At 61.1% G+C, this 19,492-nt stretch carries 16 protein-coding genes; 10 read left to right on the top strand and 6 right to left on the bottom strand.

Annotation, left to right across the window (positions count from 1 at the left end; all coding sequences use genetic code 11):
- Positions 1 to 128: 128 nt before the first annotated feature.
- The 4 genes from CER19_RS16730 to CER19_RS16715 all read left to right on the top strand — a co-directional run bounded on the left by CER19_RS16730 (position 129) and on the right by CER19_RS16715 (position 3,520).
- Positions 129 to 1,103, top strand: coding sequence for a D-glycerate dehydrogenase (locus CER19_RS16730; RefSeq protein ID WP_116667194.1), 975 nt, complete (start codon positions 129 to 131; stop codon positions 1,101 to 1,103).
- Positions 1,104 to 1,279: 176 nt separating this feature from the next.
- Positions 1,280 to 2,182: a chemotaxis protein CheV gene (locus CER19_RS16725; protein ID WP_116667193.1), complete on the top strand. Its 903-nt coding sequence runs from the start codon at positions 1,280 to 1,282 to the stop codon at positions 2,180 to 2,182.
- A 3-nt stretch (positions 2,183 to 2,185) separates the two neighbouring features.
- On the top strand, positions 2,186 to 2,668 hold the full coding sequence (locus CER19_RS16720; RefSeq protein WP_116667192.1) for an N-acetyltransferase: 483 nt from the start codon (positions 2,186 to 2,188) through the stop codon (positions 2,666 to 2,668).
- Positions 2,669 to 2,776: 108 nt separating this feature from the next.
- Positions 2,777 to 3,520, top strand: coding sequence for a YkgJ family cysteine cluster protein (locus CER19_RS16715; RefSeq protein WP_116667191.1), 744 nt, complete (start codon positions 2,777 to 2,779; stop codon positions 3,518 to 3,520).
- A gap of 282 nt (positions 3,521 to 3,802) precedes the next feature.
- Here CER19_RS16715 and CER19_RS16710 read toward each other — a convergent pair whose 3' ends face one another.
- Together CER19_RS16710 and CER19_RS16705 are read right to left on the bottom strand one after the other, a co-directional pair.
- Complete coding sequence (locus tag CER19_RS16710) at positions 3,803 to 4,585, bottom strand: transporter substrate-binding domain-containing protein (RefSeq protein ID WP_116667190.1); 783 nt, start codon at positions 4,583 to 4,585, stop codon at positions 3,803 to 3,805.
- Positions 4,586 to 4,747: 162 nt separating this feature from the next.
- On the bottom strand, positions 4,748 to 4,981 hold the full coding sequence (locus CER19_RS16705; protein WP_116667189.1) for a hypothetical protein: 234 nt from the start codon (positions 4,979 to 4,981) through the stop codon (positions 4,748 to 4,750).
- Positions 4,982 to 5,195: 214 nt separating this feature from the next.
- Here CER19_RS16705 and CER19_RS16700 point away from each other — a divergent pair, with 214 nt between their 5' ends.
- The 6 genes from CER19_RS16700 (at position 5,196) to CER19_RS16675 (ending at position 14,875) form a co-directional block, all read left to right on the top strand.
- A complete protein-coding gene (locus tag CER19_RS16700) occupies positions 5,196 to 6,362 on the top strand; it encodes an efflux RND transporter periplasmic adaptor subunit (protein WP_116667188.1) in 1,167 nt (388 codons plus the stop codon).
- Positions 6,359 to 9,454: a multidrug efflux RND transporter permease subunit gene (locus tag CER19_RS16695; protein WP_116667187.1), complete on the top strand. Its 3,096-nt coding sequence runs from the start codon at positions 6,359 to 6,361 to the stop codon at positions 9,452 to 9,454. Before CER19_RS16700 ends, CER19_RS16695 begins: the two co-directional genes overlap by 4 nt.
- A gap of 7 nt (positions 9,455 to 9,461) precedes the next feature.
- Complete coding sequence (locus CER19_RS16690; RefSeq protein ID WP_116667186.1) at positions 9,462 to 10,154, top strand: heavy metal response regulator transcription factor; 693 nt, start codon at positions 9,462 to 9,464, stop codon at positions 10,152 to 10,154.
- Complete coding sequence (locus CER19_RS16685) at positions 10,144 to 11,508, top strand: heavy metal sensor histidine kinase (RefSeq protein ID WP_116667185.1); 1,365 nt, start codon at positions 10,144 to 10,146, stop codon at positions 11,506 to 11,508. Before CER19_RS16690 ends, CER19_RS16685 begins: the two co-directional genes overlap by 11 nt.
- A 385-nt stretch (positions 11,509 to 11,893) precedes the next feature.
- Positions 11,894 to 13,216: an OprD family porin gene (locus tag CER19_RS16680; RefSeq protein WP_116667184.1), complete on the top strand. Its 1,323-nt coding sequence runs from the start codon at positions 11,894 to 11,896 to the stop codon at positions 13,214 to 13,216.
- Positions 13,217 to 13,378: 162 nt separating this feature from the next.
- Complete coding sequence (locus CER19_RS16675; RefSeq protein ID WP_116667183.1) at positions 13,379 to 14,875, top strand: diguanylate cyclase; 1,497 nt, start codon at positions 13,379 to 13,381, stop codon at positions 14,873 to 14,875.
- A gap of 173 nt (positions 14,876 to 15,048) precedes the next feature.
- On the opposite strand, the gene lpxC is transcribed toward CER19_RS16675, so the two are convergent.
- The 4 genes from lpxC to CER19_RS16655 form a co-directional block, all read right to left on the bottom strand.
- The gene (lpxC, locus tag CER19_RS16670) at positions 15,049 to 15,960 is read right to left on the bottom strand and encodes a UDP-3-O-acyl-N-acetylglucosamine deacetylase (protein WP_003171886.1); all 912 of its coding nucleotides are present in this window, start codon (positions 15,958 to 15,960) and stop codon (positions 15,049 to 15,051) included.
- Between the two features lie 112 nt (positions 15,961 to 16,072).
- Entirely contained in the window at positions 16,073 to 17,269 is a 1,197-nt protein-coding gene (ftsZ, locus tag CER19_RS16665; protein ID WP_003188685.1) for a cell division protein FtsZ, read from the bottom strand.
- 75 nt (positions 17,270 to 17,344) lie between these two features.
- The gene (ftsA, locus tag CER19_RS16660) at positions 17,345 to 18,607 is read right to left on the bottom strand and encodes a cell division protein FtsA (RefSeq protein WP_003188682.1); all 1,263 of its coding nucleotides are present in this window, start codon (positions 18,605 to 18,607) and stop codon (positions 17,345 to 17,347) included.
- Positions 18,608 to 18,622: 15 nt separating this feature from the next.
- Positions 18,623 to 19,492 carry a cell division protein FtsQ/DivIB gene (locus CER19_RS16655; protein ID WP_116667182.1) on the bottom strand — a complete coding sequence of 290 codons (870 nt, stop codon included), beginning with the start codon at positions 19,490 to 19,492 and terminating at the stop codon, positions 18,623 to 18,625.

The raw sequence follows: 19,492 nt of genomic DNA, 5'->3' as shown, positions 1-19,492 counted from the left end.
CCCAACCCCTATAAATTCATTGTGGGAGCTGGCTTGCCTGCGATGACGGTGGATCAGCCAACACAATAGTGGCTGACACACCGCCATCGCAGGCAAGCCAGCTCCCACATGTTGAGTGGAGTTCTGCCATGAAAAAGACTGTCCTGGCCTTCAGCCGTATCACCCCACCGATGATCGAACGCCTGCAACAGGATTTCGAGGTGATCGCGCCCAACCCCAAGCTGGGTGACATCAATGCTCAGTTCAATGAAGCCCTGCCCCATGCCCATGGCTTGATCGGCGTGGGCCGCAAGCTGGGCCGCGAGCAGCTTGAAAGCGCGAGCAAGCTGGAGGTGGTGTCCAGCGTGTCGGTGGGCTACGACAACTACGACGTGCCGTACTTCAACGAGCGCGGGATCCTGCTCACCAACACCCCCGATGTGCTCACCGAGAGCACTGCCGACCTGGCCTTTGCGTTGCTGATGAGCAGCGCCCGCCGCGTGGCCGAACTGGATGCCTGGACCAAGGCCGGCCAATGGAAAGCCAGCGTGGGCGCGCCTTTGTTTGGTTGCGATGTGCACGGCAAGACCCTGGGCATCGTCGGCATGGGCAATATCGGCGCAGCCGTGGCCCGGCGTGGGCGCCTGGGCTTCAATATGCCGATCCTTTACAGCGGCAATAGCCGCAAGACCGCGCTGGAGCAGGAACTGGGCGCGCAGTTTCGCAGCCTGGAGCAGTTGCTGGCCGAGGCGGATTTCGTCTGCCTGGTGGTGCCGTTGAGCGACAAGACCCGTCACCTGATCAGCATCCGGGAGCTGGGGTTGATGAAGTCCAGCGCGATCCTGATCAATATCTCCCGAGGGCCAGTGGTGGATGAGCCGGCGCTGGTCGAAGCCCTGCAAACCCAGCGCATTCGTGGTGCAGGGCTGGATGTGTATGAAAAGGAACCGCTGGCTGAATCGCCGTTGTTCCAGCTGAGCAATGCGGTGACCCTGCCGCATATTGGTTCGGCCACCGGTGAAACCCGCGAAGCCATGGCCAACCGCGCCGTGGACAACCTGCGCAGCGCCCTGCTGGGCCAACGCCCGCAGGATCTGGTGAACCCACAGGCCTGGAAGAGCTGATACCCCGCCCCACTGTAGGAGCGAGCTTGCTCGCGAAAAACGTCAACGATAACGCGCAGCATCTGTTTTAACGCGGCGCTTTCAAGTTCTTCGCGAGCAAGCTCGCTCCTACAGTTTTCGAGGCCAGGGTCGATAACGGTGTATAGATCGTCATCCCTGATCCACAGAAGGTTTTTATGTCCACCACCAAAGCCCGCGCAGACTCACTCTCGCTTCTGCTCTTTACCTTGCGCAGCGGCAAGCTGATGGCCATCAACCTGTTGAAAGTCAGTGAGATCACCCCCTGCCCGCCGTTGACCAAACTGCCGGAGTCCCACCCGCACGTCAAAGGCATCGCCACCTTGCGCGGCGCTTCGTTGTCGGTGATCGACTTGAGCCGCGCCCTGGGTGAAATGCCCTTGCAAGACCCGGACGGCGGCTGCCTGATCGTCACCGATGTCAGCCGTTCCAAGCAGGGCCTGCACGTGCAGGCGGTGAGCAAGATCGTGCACTGCCTGACCACCGATATCCGCCCGCCGCCCTACGGCTCCGGCGGCAATCGGGCGTTTATCACCGGGGTTACTCAAGTGGAAGGTGGCCTGGTGCAGGTGCTGGATATCGAGAAAGTCATCCACGGCATCGCCCCGGCACCGATTGAAGCGGCGCCGACCGACCTGACCATGGAAGAAGCCGAAGTGCTGGGCAACGCCCGCATCCTGGTGGTGGACGACAGCCAGGTGGCTTTGCAGCAATCGGTACACACCCTGCGCAACCTCGGCCTGACCTGCCACACCGCCCGCAGCGCCAAGGAAGCCATCGACGTGTTGCTGGAGCTGCAAGGCACGGTTGAACAGATCAACGTGGTGGTGTCGGACATCGAGATGTCTGAGATGGACGGCTACGCCCTCACCCGCACGCTGCGCGAAACCCCGGATTTCAAGGACCTCTACGTGCTGTTGCACACCTCCCTGGACAGCGCGATGAACAGCGAAAAAGCGCGCCTGGCCGGTGCCGACTCGGTACTCACCAAGTTCTCATCCCCAGAACTGACGAAATGCCTGGTGGTCGCCGCGCAAACCGTGGCGCAAAAGAGCCTGTAAGCCTTGGCCGAGTATTACCAGTTGCTGCGTCGCGACCTCACCGGTAGCCTGCCCGCCCCGCAGTGGCCAGCGGATACCCGGCTGGATCATTATCGCGATGAGCTGGCCCCGGCGATCCATGCCGTGCTGCGCATGACCCAGGACCAGGGCGGCGGCCGTGTCGGCCACCTGGAGGAGTGGCGCCAGCAGTTCGTCACCGATGCCGAGTACGACCCGACGCTGTGCCTGGTGGCCAGCAACCACGACGGTGTTCTCGCAGTGGCCCAATGCTGGACCAGCGCCTTTATCAAAAACCTGGCCGTACACCCCTGTGCCCAAGGCCAAGGGCTGGGCCGCGCCTTGCTGCTGCACAGCTTCCAGGTGTTCAAGCAGCGCGGCGAACCCTATGTGGACCTCAAGGTGCTGGAGAGCAACCTACGCGCCCGGCACCTGTATGAAAGTGCGGGCATGCGGTTTGTGCTTCGCGACATCGTACCCAAGGGCTGACCCTCACTGGCGCATAACTTGCTTCCAGAGCCCCTGAGCGGTAGATAGAGGTAAAAACCCGTCACCCCTCAAGCGTGCCCTCTGACCTTGCCTGGTGACAGATCCGCCATGAACACACACTTTTCCTGCGTCGGTTGCGGCAAATGCTGCAGCGACCATCACGTGCCCCTGACCCTCGAAGAAGCCCGCAGCTGGGCGGCGGACGGCGGCAACGTCATCGTTCTGGTCGAGGGCTTTCTCAGCAATGGCCTGGGCCTGCCCCTGCAACAACGGGAACACGCCGAGCGCCGCTCAGTGGTCGTGCCCAGCGGCAATACCGAGGCGTTTGTGGCAATTACCTTTGCCGCCTACAACGCCGGACGCTGCCGGAATCTTGACGAAGACAACCGCTGCCGCATCTACGAACGGCGCCCGCTGGTGTGCCGCATCTACCCGATGGAGATCAACCCGCATATCCCGCTGAACCCGAGCGCCAAGGACTGCCCGCCGGAATCCTGGGAGCAAGGCCCTGCGCTGATCGTCGGTGGCGAGTTGATGGATGCGCAACTGGCCGAACTGATTCGCCGTTCACGCCAGGCCGACCGTGATGACGTGCAGACCAAAGAAGCGGTGTGCGCGTTGCTCGGCATCCGCACGACCGCGCTCAAGGGCGACGGGTTTACCGCGTACTTGCCGGATATGCAGGCGTTTGCCCAGGCCATTGAACAGGCGGTTGAACAGCCGGCGGTGACCAATGAGTGGGTGTTTCATGTGTCCGGGATGGACATCGCCGAACAGGTGCTGGATGCCGGAGCGCAAATTGCCACTGAGGTGCCAGCCAATTATGCGTTTATCTCGTTGAGGGCGGCTTAGGCCGCTGCGGCCTCATGACGGTTTGGGTATCGACTCAACTTCAGCGCGACGCTGGACCTGTGGCGAGGGAGCTTGCTCCCGTGACGGCCTACCATTCGACGCCAATTTCCCCGACGCCCCTTGATGCCACATATGGATTGCGGGGTGTCAGGTAAACGTTCGTGGCTGTCATGCCGTCATCGCAGGCAAGCCAGCTCCCACATTTTGAGCTCTGCGCGTCAGGTAGATAGGCGCCGGCAGTCAGGCCATCACGGGAGCAGAGTTGCATTCCCACATTAGCGATCATGGACGGGCAGGCAATACATCGAGGCGATAGGGCTGGAGGATGCGTTGGTATTCGCCATTCTGCATCAGTTGCTCAAGCGCGTGATTTAGCTCATTACGCAACGCGGTATCGGTTTTTCGCACCGCAATCGCCACGCTATTACCCAACAGGCCAGACGACACAGGCGGCCCCATGAAACTGAAGTCCAGGCCTTGGGGCGTGTCTAGCAGGGCTTCACGGATCTCCACGGCACCTTGAAGGGACGCGTCAATATCGCCCGAAACCAGGCTCTGCACCAGTTGGTCGTTGAGCCAGAAACTCCTGATGATTACCCCTGCCGGCGCCCACTGCGACAGGGCAAAGGCTTCCCGATTACTGCGCACCAGCACCCCGACACGCTTGCCCCTGAGCGACCGTCGCTCAGGGCGCAGGCCCGAGGTTTTACGCGCCACCAGCCGAGTGGTGATCGGGTAGAGATCATGAGTAAAACTCACCCGTCGCCGCCGACTGCAGGTGGGCGCCATGCCCATGATCGCGTCGAACTGCCGGGCTTCAAGGGCCGGGAAATTTTCCATGACGACCTGGTCAACCCAGGTACAGCGCACGTTGAGTTGCTCGCACAGGGCATTGCCCAGTTCGATATTCAGACCCACCAATTGCCCTTGGGAATTGCGGCTTTGAAAAGGCGGAAAATGCGCAGCGACGGCGAAACGGATTTCACGCTGCGGTTGAGCGTCGGCGGCAACGACACTTGTCGAGAGCAAGAGGGCAAGCACCGCACAGAGGTGTATCAGGGCCACGGGAATGTCCTTTTCCGGAAAGCTGACTCACTACGCCCCGATGAGCGTCATCGGGACGAAGCAAACGCTGTGCAAGCTTTCAAGAATCGGTCGCGGACCTACAAGCAGAAATTTCTACGGGCAATGTAGGCAACAGCCTATAACGCACACACGGTTTTAATCTCAGCGTTTACCCATGGACCGGCGAGTGCCCGGAGGCGCCATGCCTGGCGTCTTGGTATGGCCGTTCTTGGCGCCGCCTTTGTACCAGGGCTGGCTGGCATGCTTGGCGCCAGCCAGCTCACCCGGTTTGAAGGGGAACTTGAACGCCGGAATCTCGGTTTTTTCAACGCCGTCGGCGGGGGCCGAATCGACGAGGTCAGCCGCGTCAACAGGGGGTTGGGTTGGGGAAGTCATAGGGGCTCCGGCGCAGCTATAGGTGTAAAAGCGCGAGTATACGGGGGCAAAGCGGCAAGCGGTAAGCCTCAAGCCACAAGTAAGAAGCGCTAGCTGTCGCGGCTGTCAGTTTGGCGTCACCGTGCTGACCGTATTACCGGGCTATAAAGCAGCTACCCAACCTTCAACTGGCAGCTTGCAGCTTAAAACGTGCAACTACGCCCCGGCCCCTCCCATGCAGATAAAACGAAACACGGCCCTGGTGGTGGGCGTCCTCTTGATACTGGCGGTGGCCGCCTGGGCCGTAACACGGCCTGCCAAGCCCCGGCTGGCTGCGCCCACGGCGATCCCGGTACGGGTGGTGAGCGTCGCGCAACAGGACGTTCCCAGGTTTGTCAGCGGCATCGGCTCAGTGCTGTCGTTGCATAGCGTGGTGATTCGCCCGCAGATCGACGGCATCCTCACCCAGCTGCTGGTCAAGGAAGGCCAATCGGTGAAGGCCGGCGACTTGCTGGCGACCATCGATGACCGTTCGATCCGCGCCAGCCTCGACCAGGCCAGGGCGCAATTGGGCGAAAGCCAGGCGCAGTTGCAAGTGGCGTTGGTCAATCTCAAGCGCTACAAAGCGCTGAGCATCGACGACGGCGTGTCCAAACAGACCTATGACCAGCAACAGGCGCTGGTCAACCAGCTCAAGGCCACCGCGCAGGGCAACCAGGCGGCCATTGATGCGGCTCAAGTACAACTTTCCTATACCCAGATTCGCTCACCTGTCAGCGGTCGCGTGGGCATCCGCAATGTGGACGAAGGCAACTTCCTGCGCATGAGCGATACCCAGGGGCTGTTCTCAGTCACCCAGCTCGACCCGATTGCCGTTGAGTTTTCCTTGCCGCAGCAGATGCTGCCGACCTTGCAGGGCCTGATCGCTGCCCCAACGCGGGCCACCGTCGACGCCTACCTGGGCGCCGACACCGACAGCCAGACCGGCGACCTGCTCGGCGAAGGCCACCTGAGCCTGATCGACAACCAGATCAGCTCCACCACCGGCACCCTGCGAGCCAAGGCCGAGTTCAGCAACCCGGCGCATAAGCTATGGCCGGGGCAACTGGTGACCATCAAGATCCAGACGGCCCTCGACAAGAACGCCCTGGTGGTACCGCCGACCGTGGTGCAGCGTGGGCTGGACTCACATTTCGTGTACCGCGTAAGCGCTGACAAAGTCGAGGTGGTGCCGGTGCAGGTCGCCTACCAGAACAGCGACATCAATATCATCAAAGGCGTGCAGGCCGGCGATGTGCTGGTCAGCGATGGGCAATCGCGGCTCAAGGCCGGTGCGCAGGTGGAGGTGCTCAAGGAGCCGCCGCAAGTGATCCACACCGCCAACGCCCAGGTGCAGCCATGAGCGCCAGCCGGTCGCCCTCGGCCTGGTGCGTTGATCACCCGGTCGCCACCCTGCTGTTGACCTTCGCATTGGTGTTGCTGGGGATTATTGCCTTCCCGAACCTGGCCGTCGCGCCGCTGCCGGAAGCGGAATTCCCGACCATCCAGGTCACCGCGCAACTACCCGGCGCCAGCCCGGACACTATGGCCTCATCGGTGGCCACGCCTCTTGAGGTGCAGTTCAGTGCCATCCCCGGCATGACCCAGATGACCTCCAGCAGCGCCTTGGGCTCCAGCCTCTTGACCCTGCAGTTCACCCTGGAAAAAAGCATCGACACCGCCGCCCAGGAGGTCCAGGCCGCGATCAACACTGCGTCCGGCAAGTTGCCCAGCGACATGCCGAGCTTGCCCACCTGGAGGAAGGTCAACCCGGCGGACAGCCCGGTGTTGATCCTCAGCGTCAGTTCCAGCAGCATGCCCAGCACCGAGCTGAGCGACTACGTGGAAACCCTGCTGGCGCGCCAGATCAGCCAGATCGACGGCGTCGGCCAGATCAACATCACCGGCCAGCAACGCCCGGCGATTCGCGTGCAGGCGTCCCCTGATAAGCTCGCGGCCATCGGCCTGACGCTCGCCGATATACGCCTGGCCATCCAGCAGTCGAGCCTCAACCTGGCCAAGGGCGCGATCTATGGCGAAAACAGCGTGTCCACCCTGTCGACCAACGACCAGCTGTTTCACCCGGAGGAATACGGCCAACTGACCGTTTCCTACAAGAACGGTGCGCCGGTTCAACTGCGCGATATCGCCAACGTCGTCAACGGCTCGGAAAACGCCTACGTACAAGCCTGGTCCGGCGATACCCCAGGGGTGAACCTGGTGATTTCGCGCCAGCCTGGCGCCAACATCGTCGACACCGTCGACCGCATCCAGGCCGAGTTGCCGCGCCTGCAAGGCATGTTGCCGGCCTCGGTGCAGGTCAGCGTGTTGACCGACCGTACCAAGACCATCCGCGCCTCGCTGCATGAAGTGGAAATGACCCTGCTGATCGCCATCCTGCTGGTGGTGGCGGTGATGGCGTTGTTCCTGCGTCAACTGTCGGCGACGCTGATTGTGTCTGCGGTGCTGGGTGTCTCGCTGGTGGCCAGTTTCGCCCTGATGTATGTGATGGGGTTCAGCCTGAACAGCCTGACCCTGGTGGCCATCGTGATCGCCGTGGGCTTTGTGGTGGACGATGCGATTGTGGTGGTGGAGAACATCCATCGGCACCTGGAGGCTGGCCTGGGCAAGCGCGAAGCGGCGATCAAGGGCTCCGGCGAAATTGGCTTTACCGTGGTGTCCATCAGCTTCTCGCTGGTAGCAGCGTTTATTCCGCTGTTGTTCATGGGCGGTGTGGTCGGGCGGTTGTTCAAGGAGTTTGCGTTGACGGCCACCGCGACCATTCTGATTTCAGTGGTGGTTTCGCTGACATTGGCACCGACGCTGGCCGCCTTGTTCATGCGTGCCCCTACCCACCCTGCCCACGCCAAACCCAGCTTCAGCGAACGCCTGCTGGCCGGCTATGCGCGCAACCTGCGCCGTGCCCTGGCGCACCAACGCAGCATGGTCGCGATCTTCGTGGTAACCCTGGCCCTGGCGGTGGTCGGCTATGTGTTTATCCCCAAGGGGTTCTTCCCGGTGCAGGACACCGGTTTTGTGCTCGGCACCAGCGAAGCAGCGGCCGACGTGTCGTACAAGGACATGGTCGCCAAACACAAGGCCCTGGCCGAGATCGTCAAGGCCGACCCGGCGGTGCAGGCGTTTTCCCATTCGGTCGGCGTCACCGGCAGCAACCAGACCATCGCCAACGGCCGCTTCTGGATCGCCTTGAAAGACCGCAGGGAGCGCGATGTGTCCGCCAGCCAGTTCATCGACCGCATCCGCCCCCAACTGGCGAAGGTGCCGGGCATCGTGCTGTACCTGCGCGCCGGCCAGGACATCAACTTGAGCTCCGGCCCCAGCCGCGCCCAGTATCAATATGTGCTCAAGAGCAACGACGGCCCGACGCTGAACACCTGGACCCAACGCCTCACCGAAAAACTGCGCGCCGACCCGGCGTTTCGCGACCTGTCCAACGACCTGCAACTGGGCGGCAGCATCACCCACATAAGCATCGACCGCCAGGCCGCCGCACGTTTCGGGCTGACCGCCACCGATGTCGACCAGGCGTTGTACGACGCCTTCGGCCAGCGCCAGATCAACGAGTTCCAGACCGAGATCAACCAGTACCAAGTGATACTTGAACTGGACAGCCAACAGCGCGGCAAGGCCGAAAGCCTCAACTATTTTTACCTGCGCTCGCCATTGACCAATGAAATGGTGCCGCTGTCGGCACTGGCCAAGGTCGACCCGCCCACGGTCGGGCCGTTGTCCATCAGCCATGACGGCATGTTCCCCGCCGCCAACCTGTCGTTCAACCTGGCGCCCGGCGTGGCCCTGGGCGACGCGGTGATTATGCTCGACCAGGCCAAGAACGAAATCGGGATGCCGAGCACAATCATCGGCAACTTCCAGGGTGCGGCCCAGGCGTTCCAGAGCTCGCTGGCCAGCCAACCCTGGCTGATCCTCGCGGCGCTGGTAGCGGTCTACATTATTCTGGGTGTGCTGTATGAGAGTTTTGTGCACCCGCTGACGATCATTTCCACCCTGCCCTCGGCGGGCCTCGGTGCGCTGATCATGCTGTGGCTGCTGGGCCAGGACTTTTCGATCATGGCCTTGATCGGCCTGGTACTGCTAATCGGCATCGTGAAGAAAAACGGTATCTTGATGATCGACTTCGCCCTGGAGGCGCAGCGGGTACGCGGGCTGCCGCCCGAAGATGCGATTTATGAAGCCTGCGTGACACGGTTCCGGCCGATCATCATGACCACCCTTGCCGCGTTGCTCGGCGCAGTGCCGTTGATGCTCGGCGCTGGCCCGGGGGCGGAGTTGCGCCAGCCGCTGGGCATCGCGGTGGTCGGTGGCTTGCTGGTGAGCCAGGCGCTGACGCTGTTCACCACGCCGGTCATATACTTGTACCTTGAACGTTTTTTCCACAGGCCCAAACCAGCGCTGACGCTGGCGACCACACACTGAGGCGGTCATGCGCGTCCTGATTATTGAAGATGAAGAAAAAACCGCGGACTACCTGCACCGCGGCCTGACAGAGCAAGGCTATACCGTCGATGTGGCCCGTGAAGGCATTGAGGGCCTGCACCTGGCGCTGGAAAACGATTACGCCGTGATCGTGCTCGACGTGATGCTGCCCGGCCTGGATGGCTTCGGTGTATTGCGCGCCTTACGCGCCCGCAAGCAGACGCCGGTGATCATGCTCACCGCGCGCGAACGCGTGGAAGACCGCATCCGCGGCCTGCGCGAAGGCGCCGACGATTATCTGGGCAAGCCGTTTTCGTTCCTGGAACTGGTGCCCCGCCTGCAAGCCCGGACCCGCCGCAGCGGCGGCCATGAACCGGTGCAGGTCACCGTCGCAGACCTGTGGATCGACCTGATCAGCCGCAAGGCCAGCCGCAACGGTGTACGCCTGGACCTGACCGCCAAGGAGTTCTCGCTGCTCAGCGTATTGGCGCGGCGCCAGGGCGAGATCCTGTCCAAGACGGCGATTGCCGAGATGGTCTGGGACATCAATTTCGACAGCGATGCCAACGTGGTGGAAGTGGCGATCAAGCGCCTGCGCGCCAAGCTCGACGGGCCGTTCGAACACAAGCTGCTGCACACCATTCGCGGCATGGGCTATGTGCTGGAGAACCGCATGCAGGAAAACCACAGTGGTCGCTAATTCCATCGCCCTGCGCCTGAGTGGCATGTTCACCCTGGTGGCGCTGCTGATCTTTCTGTTGATCGGCGGCGCGCTGTACCAGCAGGTCGACCGTGGCCTGGGGTTGTTGCCAGGTGCCGAGTTGGATGCGCGCTACAGCGTGCTGGAATCGTCGATCAATCGCTTCGGCACGCCGGAGCATTGGGTCAAGATCAGGTCCAAGCTCAAGCTGTTGGGGGAAGAAGACAAGCGCATCCGTTTCTGGGTGGTCAGCAGCGACCCGAGCTATGAATACGGTGAGCCGGACGCACAGGTTCGCGCCTTTGCCGAGGGCGCCACGGGTAAGCGCGACCTGCGCCTGCCGGGTCACGATTATCCCTTCAAGGTGCTGGTCAGCCAGTTTGCAGCCAAGGACCAACGCCCGGCGTTGCGCTTCATGATCGCTATCGACACGGAAAACTTCCGCGCCACCCAGCACCACTTGCTGGTGGCATTGGTCAGCCTCGCGCTGGTGGGTGTAATACTGGCGGCGCTGTTGGGGTTCTGGGTCGCGCGTATCGGCCTCAAGCCCCTGGGCAAACTCTCGGATGAGGCGCAAAAGCTTGCGCCGCCGAAACTCTCCGGGCGCCTGCATCTGTCGCCGCTGCCGCCGGAATTGAGCCAATTCGTCAACTCGTTCAACGCCACCCTCGACCGGGTTGAACAGGCGTATTCACGCCTGGAATCGTTCAACGCCGACGTTGCCCACGAACTGCGTTCGCCGCTCACCAACCTGATCGGCCAGACCCAGGTTGCCCTCACTCGCGGTCGGTCGGCAGAGCAATATTTCGAGGTACTGCAATCGAACCTGGAAGAGCTGGAACGCCTGCGCTCGATCATCAATGACATGCTGTTCCTCGCCAGCGCTGACCAAGGCAGCAAGGCCACCAAGCTGATCGAAAGCGCCCTGGCCGATGAAGTGGCAACCACCCTCGACTACCTGGACTTCATCCTCGAAGACGCCCAAGTCGAAGTGCGCGTGCACGGCGATGCCGTGGTGCAGATCGAAAAAGCCCACCTGCGTCGCGCACTGATCAATCTACTGAGCAATGCCGTGCAACACACCGCGCCGGGGCAAGTCATCGACGTGCACATTGAAGTGCAGGCACACCAGGTGACGATTGGCGTGACCAACCCCGGCGAGGCCATTGCCAGCGAACACTTGCCACGCCTGTTCGAACGCTTCTATCGGGTGGATGCCTCGCGCAGCAACAGCGGGGCCAATCACGGGCTGGGGCTGGCGATCGTCAAGGCGATTGCGTTGATGCATGGGGGGGATGTGTTTGTGCGCAGCGAGGGGGGTGGCAATACCTTTGGTATTACCCTTCCGGTCTAAACAACTCGGCCAAAAAAATGTGGGAGCTGGCTTGCCTGCGATAGCATCACCTCGGTGCACCTGGCATACCGAGCTGTCTGCATCGCAGGCAAGCCAGCTCCCACAGAAGATCCCATCGTCCTCACTGTTGCGATTTGGGCAATAGTTATTATCTTGTTACACTCTGTATTGCAGCGCTCGCCTGCGTTACTTTGACGCACCGATGAGCGCGACGGCAAAGACAGCTGACCCGCTTACCCGAATTTCCCTCGACTTATTTCCAGGGCTCTACACTGGGAATCTGTCTTAAAGCCGCTGACTTCAGCGGCTTTTTTTTGCCGTAAAAAAAGGCCGGGCACACCCTCACGACACTGGCCGTTATGGATTGACCAAAGGAGCTTTACCGGTGAAGAACTCGCTGACGTTCACCCCGTTATTCCTCGCGATTGCAGCAACGATCGCACCTCTCGCCCAGGCGGCAGACACTTCCTCCACAGACGGTTTCGTCGAAGGCTCCCACCTCACGATCAACACTCGCAACTACTACATGAACCGCGACCGTCGCGACATCCATCAAGATGACAGCAAGGAATGGGGCCAGGGCTTTATCGGCACCTTCGAATCCGGCTACACCCAGGGCACCGTCGGCTTCGGCCTGGACGTCAATGCCATGCTCGGCCTGAAGCTCGACGGCGGTGGCGGTACGGATGGTTCCAGCATCCTTCCGTATGGCAGCGGCAACGGCAAAGCGCCGGGTTCGTTCTCGACGGCCGGCGGCACCTTGAAAATGCGTGCCTTCGACACGGAACTGAAAGCCGGCGACCTGTTCCTCAACAACCCGGTGATCGCCGGCGGCATGACGCGCATGTTGCCGCAGACTTTCCGTGGCGTGAGCCTGACCAACCACAGCTTCGACGGCTGGATGATCGAAGGCGGCCAGGCCAGTTTCACCAAGCTCTACAACCAGAGCGGCCATCGGCGCATCGGCACCAGCTACGGCACGCTGCCCGCCAACACCGACAGCCAGCACCTGGACTGGGCTGGCGTGTCGTTCAGCGGGATTGATGGGTTGACCAGCAACCTGTACGCCTCCGAACTCAAGGACATCTGGCACCAGTATTATTACGACCTGGAATACACCTACGCCCTCAATGATCTGGTCAGCCTGACCCCCGGCCTGCACTACTACCATACCCAGGACACCGGCCAATCGCTGCTGGGGGATATCGACAACAACACCTACAGCCTGCATTTCACCGTGGGCGTGGGCAACCACAGCGTCACGGCGACTTATCAGCGGGTCAATGGCAATACGCCGTTCGACTACATCACCCAGGGCGACAGCGTGTACCTGGACAACTCCCAGCAGTACTCGGATTTCAACGGGCCCAACGAGCGCTCCTGGAAACTCAAGTACGCCTACGACTTCGCCGGCCTCGGCGTGCCCGGCCTGACGTCCGCCGTGTCGTACATCAGCGGCAAGACCGACCTGACCAAGGTCGACCCCAACAGTCGCGGCTACAGCAACTGGTACAGCGCCGATGGCAAGGATGCCAAGCACTGGGAGCGCGATATCGACCTCAAATATGTGGTGCAGGGCGGCAAGGCCAAGGACTTGGCCGTGCGCCTGCAATGGGCGACCAATCGCGGCAGCAATGGCTACTCGGCGGTGGACCGCGATGTGGATGAGTATCGCGTGATCGTGGATTACCCGATCAACGTGTTCTGAATACAGGTAGGAGCGAGCTTGCTCGCGAAAAACGTTAACGATAACGCGTGCTTCCTGAATAAGCGCGGCGTCTGTGAGTTTTTCGCGAGCAAGCTCGCTCCTACAGCCATATTCAAGAGTTGCTACTACGCTAAGGGCATTCTCAACGCAGAAGTATGCCCGATGAGTTCAAGCCCTACCCGCCCCAACCGCCGCCCGGAGCGCCTGCTGATCCTGGGCAGCACGCTCACGGTGTTGCTGATCTTGGGGGTCGTCACTGCGCTGCTGATTCGTGAACATGCCAACACCCTGCAGACGGCCAAGCGCACCGCCAACACCATCACTCAATTGATCGACGCTGACGTACTGCGCAATGTCGAACTTTACGACATGGCCCTCAAAGGCTTGATCAGCGCCACCGAGCGCACTGACCTGCAGGACGTCTCAGAGAGTATTCGCCACCTGGTGCTGTTTGATCGTTCCGCAGCGGCGCCCTACAAGGGCGATATCCTGCTGTTGGACCCGACCGGCGAGGTGATTGCCGATTCGTCCCTGCTCACGCCGAAGCTGGGTAACTTTGCCGACCGGGATTATTTTCAGGTACACCGCGCCAACCCCGACCTGGGCTTGTATATCAGTCGCCCGTTCATGGCGCGCTGCCAGTGTGCCGATCCTTGGCGCATCGCGTTCAGCCGTCGCGTTTCGTCACCGGATGGGCGCTTCCTGGGAGTGGCGGTCGCGTCCATGCGCCTGTCGTACTTTCATCAGTTGTTCAGCAGCTTGAACATCGGCAGCAACAGCACCATCAACCTGCTCAACCACCAAGGCATCCTGCTGGCGCAAGAGCCTCTGCTGGAAGTAGATATCATCGACAAGGACCTGAGCCAGCGCCCGAATGTGGCGCGCATGCTGCGCGAGCGGGACGGCAGCTTCCAAAGTATCTCCAGTGTCGATCGCCAGGCACGGCTCTACAGTTTTTCTAATGTGGGCAACTTGCCGCTGATCGTGGCAGTGGCCTTGTCCAGCAATGAAATGTTCGCACCCTGGCGGCGTGCGGCGTGGCTGGTCAGCATTGCCACGGGGGTGTTGTGCGTGGGCCTGTTGTGGCTGACCTGGGCACTGTGCATGGAGCTGCGCCGTCGCCATCGGGCTGAACAGGTGCTGTCAGAACTGGCAGCCACCGATGCCCTTACCGGCCTGGCCAACCGTCGCACGCTGGACGAACGCTTGCGGCTGGAATGGGACCGGGCACAACGCTCCACCGAGTCGTTGAGCGTGCTGATGATCGATGTTGACTACTTCAAGGCCTTCAACGACCGCCACGGTCACCAGGGCGGCGATGAGGCCTTGCGTGTAGTTGCGCATGTGATCGCCAGCCATATCCGCCGCCCTGCCGACCTGGCGGCGCGTTATGGTGGTGAAGAATTCGCGGTGGTGTTACCCAATACCGACGCCAAGGGGGCTTGGGTGATCGCCGAGCATATCCGCGAGGGTGTCCAGCACCTGCCGAGAGTGGCCGGGGATGAGCAGCCGATCACCGTAAGCATCGGCCTGAGTACCTGGCAGAAGCACAGCCGTATTTCCCTTGAAGACCTGCTGCTCAAGGCTGACCAGGCGTTGTATCAGGCCAAGCACAGCGGCCGAAACCGGACAATGGATGTTTCAAAGACCTCAAACTGATGAGGTCAATTGTGGGAGCTGGCTTGCCTGCGATCGCGGTGGGTCAGCTACCTATAAGCTAACTGGCAGGCCGCTATCGCAGGCAAGCCAGCTCCCACATTTGGATATTCGTCAGGCATAAAAAAAGGCCACCCGAAGGCAGCCTTTCAAAACTAAAGAAAGAGAGTTGTTACTTACACCGCCGCAACGGGACGCATGTAAGAGATCGGTGCGGTGCTGGCATCTTCGAAGGTCACGACTTCCCAAGCATCTGTCTGCTCAATCAACTTGCGCAGCAGCTGGTTGTTAAGGGCGTGGCCCGACTTGAAGCCTTTGAACTCGCCTATCAGGCTATTGCCCAGCAGGTAGAGGTCACCGATTGCATCGAGGATCTTGTGCTTCACGAATTCGTCTTCGTAGCGAAGGCCGTCTTCGTTCAGTACACCATCCGCGTCGACCACAATGGCGTTTTCCACGCTGCCGCCGAGTGCGAGGTTGTGCTTGCGCAGGTACTCGATGTCACTCATGAAACCAAAGGTACGGGCGCGGCTGACTTCTTTTACGAACGAAGTGCTGGAAAAATCCACGCTTGCACTTTGGGTGCGGTCACGGAATACCGGGTGATCGAAATCGATCTCAAAGCTCACTTTAAAGCCTTCGAACGGGACGAAGGTGGCGCGCTTGTCGCCGTCTTCTACTGTCACTTCCCGCAGAATGCGAATGAACTTCTTGGCTGCGTCCTGTTCTTCCAGGCCGGCAGATTGAATCAAGAATACGAAGGGTCCAGCGCTGCCATCCATGATCGGGACTTCGGACGCGGAGAGCTCGACGTAGGCGTTATCGATGCCCAGGCCAGCCATGGCCGAGAGCAAGTGCTCCACCGTGTCCACTTTGACGTCACCGTTGACCAGAGTGGTCGACATCGTGGTTTCGCCAACGTTTTCCGCGCGAGCAGGAATCTGCACCACAGGGTCCAGGTCGGCACGAACAAACACGATGCCGGTGTCGACAGGTGCGGGCTTGAGGGTCAGGTATACCTTCTCCCCGGAGTGCAGACCTACACCTGTGGCACGGATAATATTCTTCAGGGTGCGTTGTTTAATCATGGCTTGGACCGCTTCAGCGCAAATTGCGAACTGGTATCAACAAAGGCTGGCGATAATAACAGACCAGACCTTTGCTGAACACCAATCACCTTCATAGCCCTGATACATTCCATTAATCGGCCTGACGACGCAGGAATGCTGGGATGTCCAGATAGTCCAGGTCATCTTGCGGATTCGGGCTACGGGACGCCGCAGCACCGGCCTGAGCCTGGTTGCGCATCACGGTCGGACGATCCAGGTCACGGTAGTTGACCGACGGCAGCTCCTGGCGAGCAGGGGCTGGAGCGGCAGCTGCCTGGCTGGCCTGGCTAGTGTGCAGGGTGTTGTCGATGACCTTCACAGGCTTCTCGATTTTTGCACCCAGGCCGGTCGCAACCACGGTCACATGCAGTTCATCACGCATGTCCGGATCGATAACGGTACCCACCTTGACCATGGCGTGCTCGGACGCGAAGGCTTCGATGATGCTACCCACGTCGGAGTACTCACCCAGGGACAGGTCGGGACCTGCGGTGATGTTCACCAGGATGCCGCGTGCACCTTGCAGGTTCACGTCTTCAAGCAACGGGTTGCGGATGGCCGCTTCGGTGGCTTCGCGTGCACGGTTCGGACCGCTGGCGCAGCCAGTGCCCATCATCGCCATACCCATTTCGCTCATGACCGTACGTACGTCGGCAAAGTCGACGTTGATCATGCCTGGGCGCTTGATGATGTCGGAGATACCGCGAACGGCACCGGCCAGTACATCGTCAGCCTTGGCGAAGGCGGACAGCAGGCTGGCATCCTTGCCCAGGATGGTCAGCAGTTTCTCGTTGGGAATGGTGATCAACGAGTCGACGCTTTCAGACAGCAGACGGATACCTTCGTCGGCGATCTGCATACGCTTGCGGCCTTCGAACGGGAACGGACGCGTCACGACAGCAACGGTCAAAATCCCCATTTCCTTGGCCACTTCGGCAATGATCGGTGCAGCACCGGTACCGGTACCGCCGCCCATGCCGGTGGTGATGAACACCATGTTGGTGCCTTGCAGCACTTCGGCAATACGCTCGCGGTCTTCCAGGGCGGCTTGACGGCCGACTTCCGGATTGGCGCCAGCGCCGAGGCCCTTGGTCACCGCTGTGCCCAGTTGCAGGATGGTCCGCGCGCCGATGCTTTTGAGCGCCTGGGCATCAGTGTTGGCGCAGATGAACTCAACGCCTTCAATGTTGCTCTTGACCATGTGGTTGACAGCGTTGCCGCCGCCACCGCCGACACCGATTACTTTGATAACCGGGCTAGCGGGGATGTTGTCTACGAGTTCAAACATTTTCCCTCTCCTTTCGTTTTCTCTAGTTTTTTCGCCTACTGCTTACTGCGGGTGTTGCGGTGTCGCGGTAAATCTTTAGAAATTGCCTTTTACCCAAGCCTGCAGACGCTCGAACAACGGCGCTTTCGCCTCGTCGTCACTGCGGTAGCTGTCACGGATGCTCGGGCCCGACAGGGAGATGCCGTCGGTCTGCTTTTGCAGCCCGTACAACAGCAAGCCCACACCGGTGGAATAAATCGGGTTGCGCACCACGTCGCCCAGGCCTTTCACGCCATGGGGCACGCCCAGGCGCACCGGCATGTGGAAGATCTCTTCGGCCAACTCGACCGCGCCTTCCATCTTCGAGGTGCCACCGGTCAGCACGATGCCGGCCGGGATCAAATCTTCGTAGCCGCTGCGGCGCAGTTCAGCCTGGATCAGGGTGAACAGCTCGTCGTAGCGTGGCTCGACCACTTCGGCCAGGGCCTGGCGCGACAGCTCGCGGGGCGGACGATCACCGACGCTTGGCACCTTGATGGTCTCGCCGGCACCGGCCAGCTTGGCCAGGGCGCAGGCGTAGCGGATCTTGATTTCTTCGGCGTACTGGGTCGGTGTGCGCAGCGCCATGGCGATGTCGTTGGTGACCTGGTCGCCGGCAATCGGGATCACGGCGGTGTGACGGATCGCACCCTCGGTGAAGATCGCGATGTCGGTGGTGCCGCCGCCGATGTCCACCAGGCACACGCCCAGCTCTTTTTCGTCGTCGGTCAGTACCGAGTAGGCCGAGGCCAACTGCTCGAGAATGATGTCGTCGATTTCCAGGCCGCAGCGGCGCACGCATTTTTCAATGTTCTGTGCGGCGTTGACGGCGCAAGTCACCACGTGAACCTTGGCTTCCAGACGCACGCCCGACATGCCCAGGGGCTCGCGCACGCCTTCCTGGTTGTCGATCACGTAGTCCTGCGGCAGGGTGTGCAGCACGCGCTGGTCCGCCGGGATCGCCACGGCCTGGGCAGCGTCGAGGACGCGCTCAAGGTCGGCCGAGCTGACTTCACGGTCGCGGATCGCCACGATGCCGTGGGAGTTCAGGCTGCGGATGTGGTTGCCGGCCACGCCGACGAACGCCGAGTGAATCCGGCAACCGGCCATCAGCTGCGCTTCTTCGATGGCGCGCTGGATCGACTGCACGGTGGACTCGATGTTCACCACCACGCCCTTCTTCAGGCCCCGGGACGGATGCGTGCCAATACCGACGATTTCGATCGCGCCGTCTTCCCCGACCTCGCCCACCAGCGCCACCACCTTGGAGGTGCCGATATCGAGACCGACGATCATTTTGCCGCTTTGCACGTTTGCCATGGGTCCTGCCTCTTCTTAATTCTTCGCGACAGCGGGTTGTGCTGCCGTGGGCGCAGCCGGTGTACGCCAGCCGACGGCCAGGCGGTTGGCGTAACGCAGGTCGACGCTCGCAATGTTCGTAATCTGTTCTTTCAAGGTTTTTTCATAGATGGCAATAAAGCGGCGCATCTTTTCCACCAAGCGGTCGCGTCCCAGCAACAACTCGATGCCCGGGCCGGAACTGCCTGCCCCGGTCGTCAAAAACCAGCTGCCCCGCTCACGCAATTCCAGGCGTGCAATGGAGAAGCCCAGTGGCCGCAGCATCTGGCTCAAGGCCTGGTACTGCTGCATCACTTGCTGCTGCGCCCGCTGCGGCCCGAACAGCTGCGGCAGGTGTTCATAATTGGCCAGCTCACGCGGGGTGAACGCCTGGCCCTGGTTGTTCAACAGCGCTTCATCGCCCCAACGGGCCACGGGCAGTTGTTCTTCCAGGCGGATCGTGACTTGGTCCGGCCATACACGGCGAACTTCGGCGTGGGCGATCCACGGCATTTGTTCCAGCTCCGAGCGCATGCCAGCCAGGTCGATGGTAAAGAAGCTCGCCGCCAGGTATGGGCCGATGCGCTGCTGTACCGCTTGTTGGCTGATGTAGCTCAGGTCGCCCTGCACGCTGATCTTGGTGATCGGCCGGTCGGCATACGGCAACAGGCGCTGCGCGCCTTCGTACGTACCAAAGCCCAACACCACCAGCAGCACCGGCCAGAACAGCGCCTTGATAAAACCAAAGTTGGCTTTTGGCAGGCGCGAAGACATCGGCTCTTTAGCCACCATTCGGCTTGCACCCCGTGGCACCGGCTTGCGGCTCGGTGCTTGTGGGGGCTGATGACGAAGCGATGCGCCGTTCAT

It is taken from the genome of Pseudomonas sp. GL93 (genome assembly GCF_003408955.1).
Lineage (GTDB): Bacteria > Pseudomonadota > Gammaproteobacteria > Pseudomonadales > Pseudomonadaceae > Aquipseudomonas > Aquipseudomonas paracarnis.
This window is presented reverse-complemented; position numbering and strand designations above follow the sequence as displayed.

Coding starts and splice junctions, on each gene's coding strand:
- CER19_RS16730 (WP_116667194.1), top strand. CDS start 129: ATGAAAAAGACTGTCCTGGCCTTCAGCCGTATCACCCCACCGATGATC.
- CER19_RS16725 (WP_116667193.1), top strand. CDS start 1,280: ATGTCCACCACCAAAGCCCGCGCAGACTCACTCTCGCTTCTGCTCTTT.
- CER19_RS16715 (WP_116667191.1), top strand. CDS start 2,777: ATGAACACACACTTTTCCTGCGTCGGTTGCGGCAAATGCTGCAGCGAC.
- CER19_RS16705 (WP_116667189.1), bottom strand. CDS start 4,981: ATGACTTCCCCAACCCAACCCCCTGTTGACGCGGCTGACCTCGTCGAT.
- CER19_RS16700 (WP_116667188.1), top strand. CDS start 5,196: ATGCAGATAAAACGAAACACGGCCCTGGTGGTGGGCGTCCTCTTGATA.
- CER19_RS16695 (WP_116667187.1), top strand. CDS start 6,359: ATGAGCGCCAGCCGGTCGCCCTCGGCCTGGTGCGTTGATCACCCGGTC.
- CER19_RS16690 (WP_116667186.1), top strand. CDS start 9,462: ATGCGCGTCCTGATTATTGAAGATGAAGAAAAAACCGCGGACTACCTG.
- CER19_RS16675 (WP_116667183.1), top strand. CDS start 13,379: ATGAGTTCAAGCCCTACCCGCCCCAACCGCCGCCCGGAGCGCCTGCTG.
- lpxC (WP_003171886.1), bottom strand. CDS start 15,960: ATGATTAAACAACGCACCCTGAAGAATATTATCCGTGCCACAGGTGTA.
- ftsZ (WP_003188685.1), bottom strand. CDS start 17,269: ATGTTTGAACTCGTAGACAACATCCCCGCTAGCCCGGTTATCAAAGTA.
- ftsA (WP_003188682.1), bottom strand. CDS start 18,607: ATGGCAAACGTGCAAAGCGGCAAAATGATCGTCGGTCTCGATATCGGC.
- CER19_RS16655 (WP_116667182.1), bottom strand. CDS start 19,492: ATGAACGGCGCATCGCTTCGTCATCAGCCCCCACAAGCACCGAGCCGC.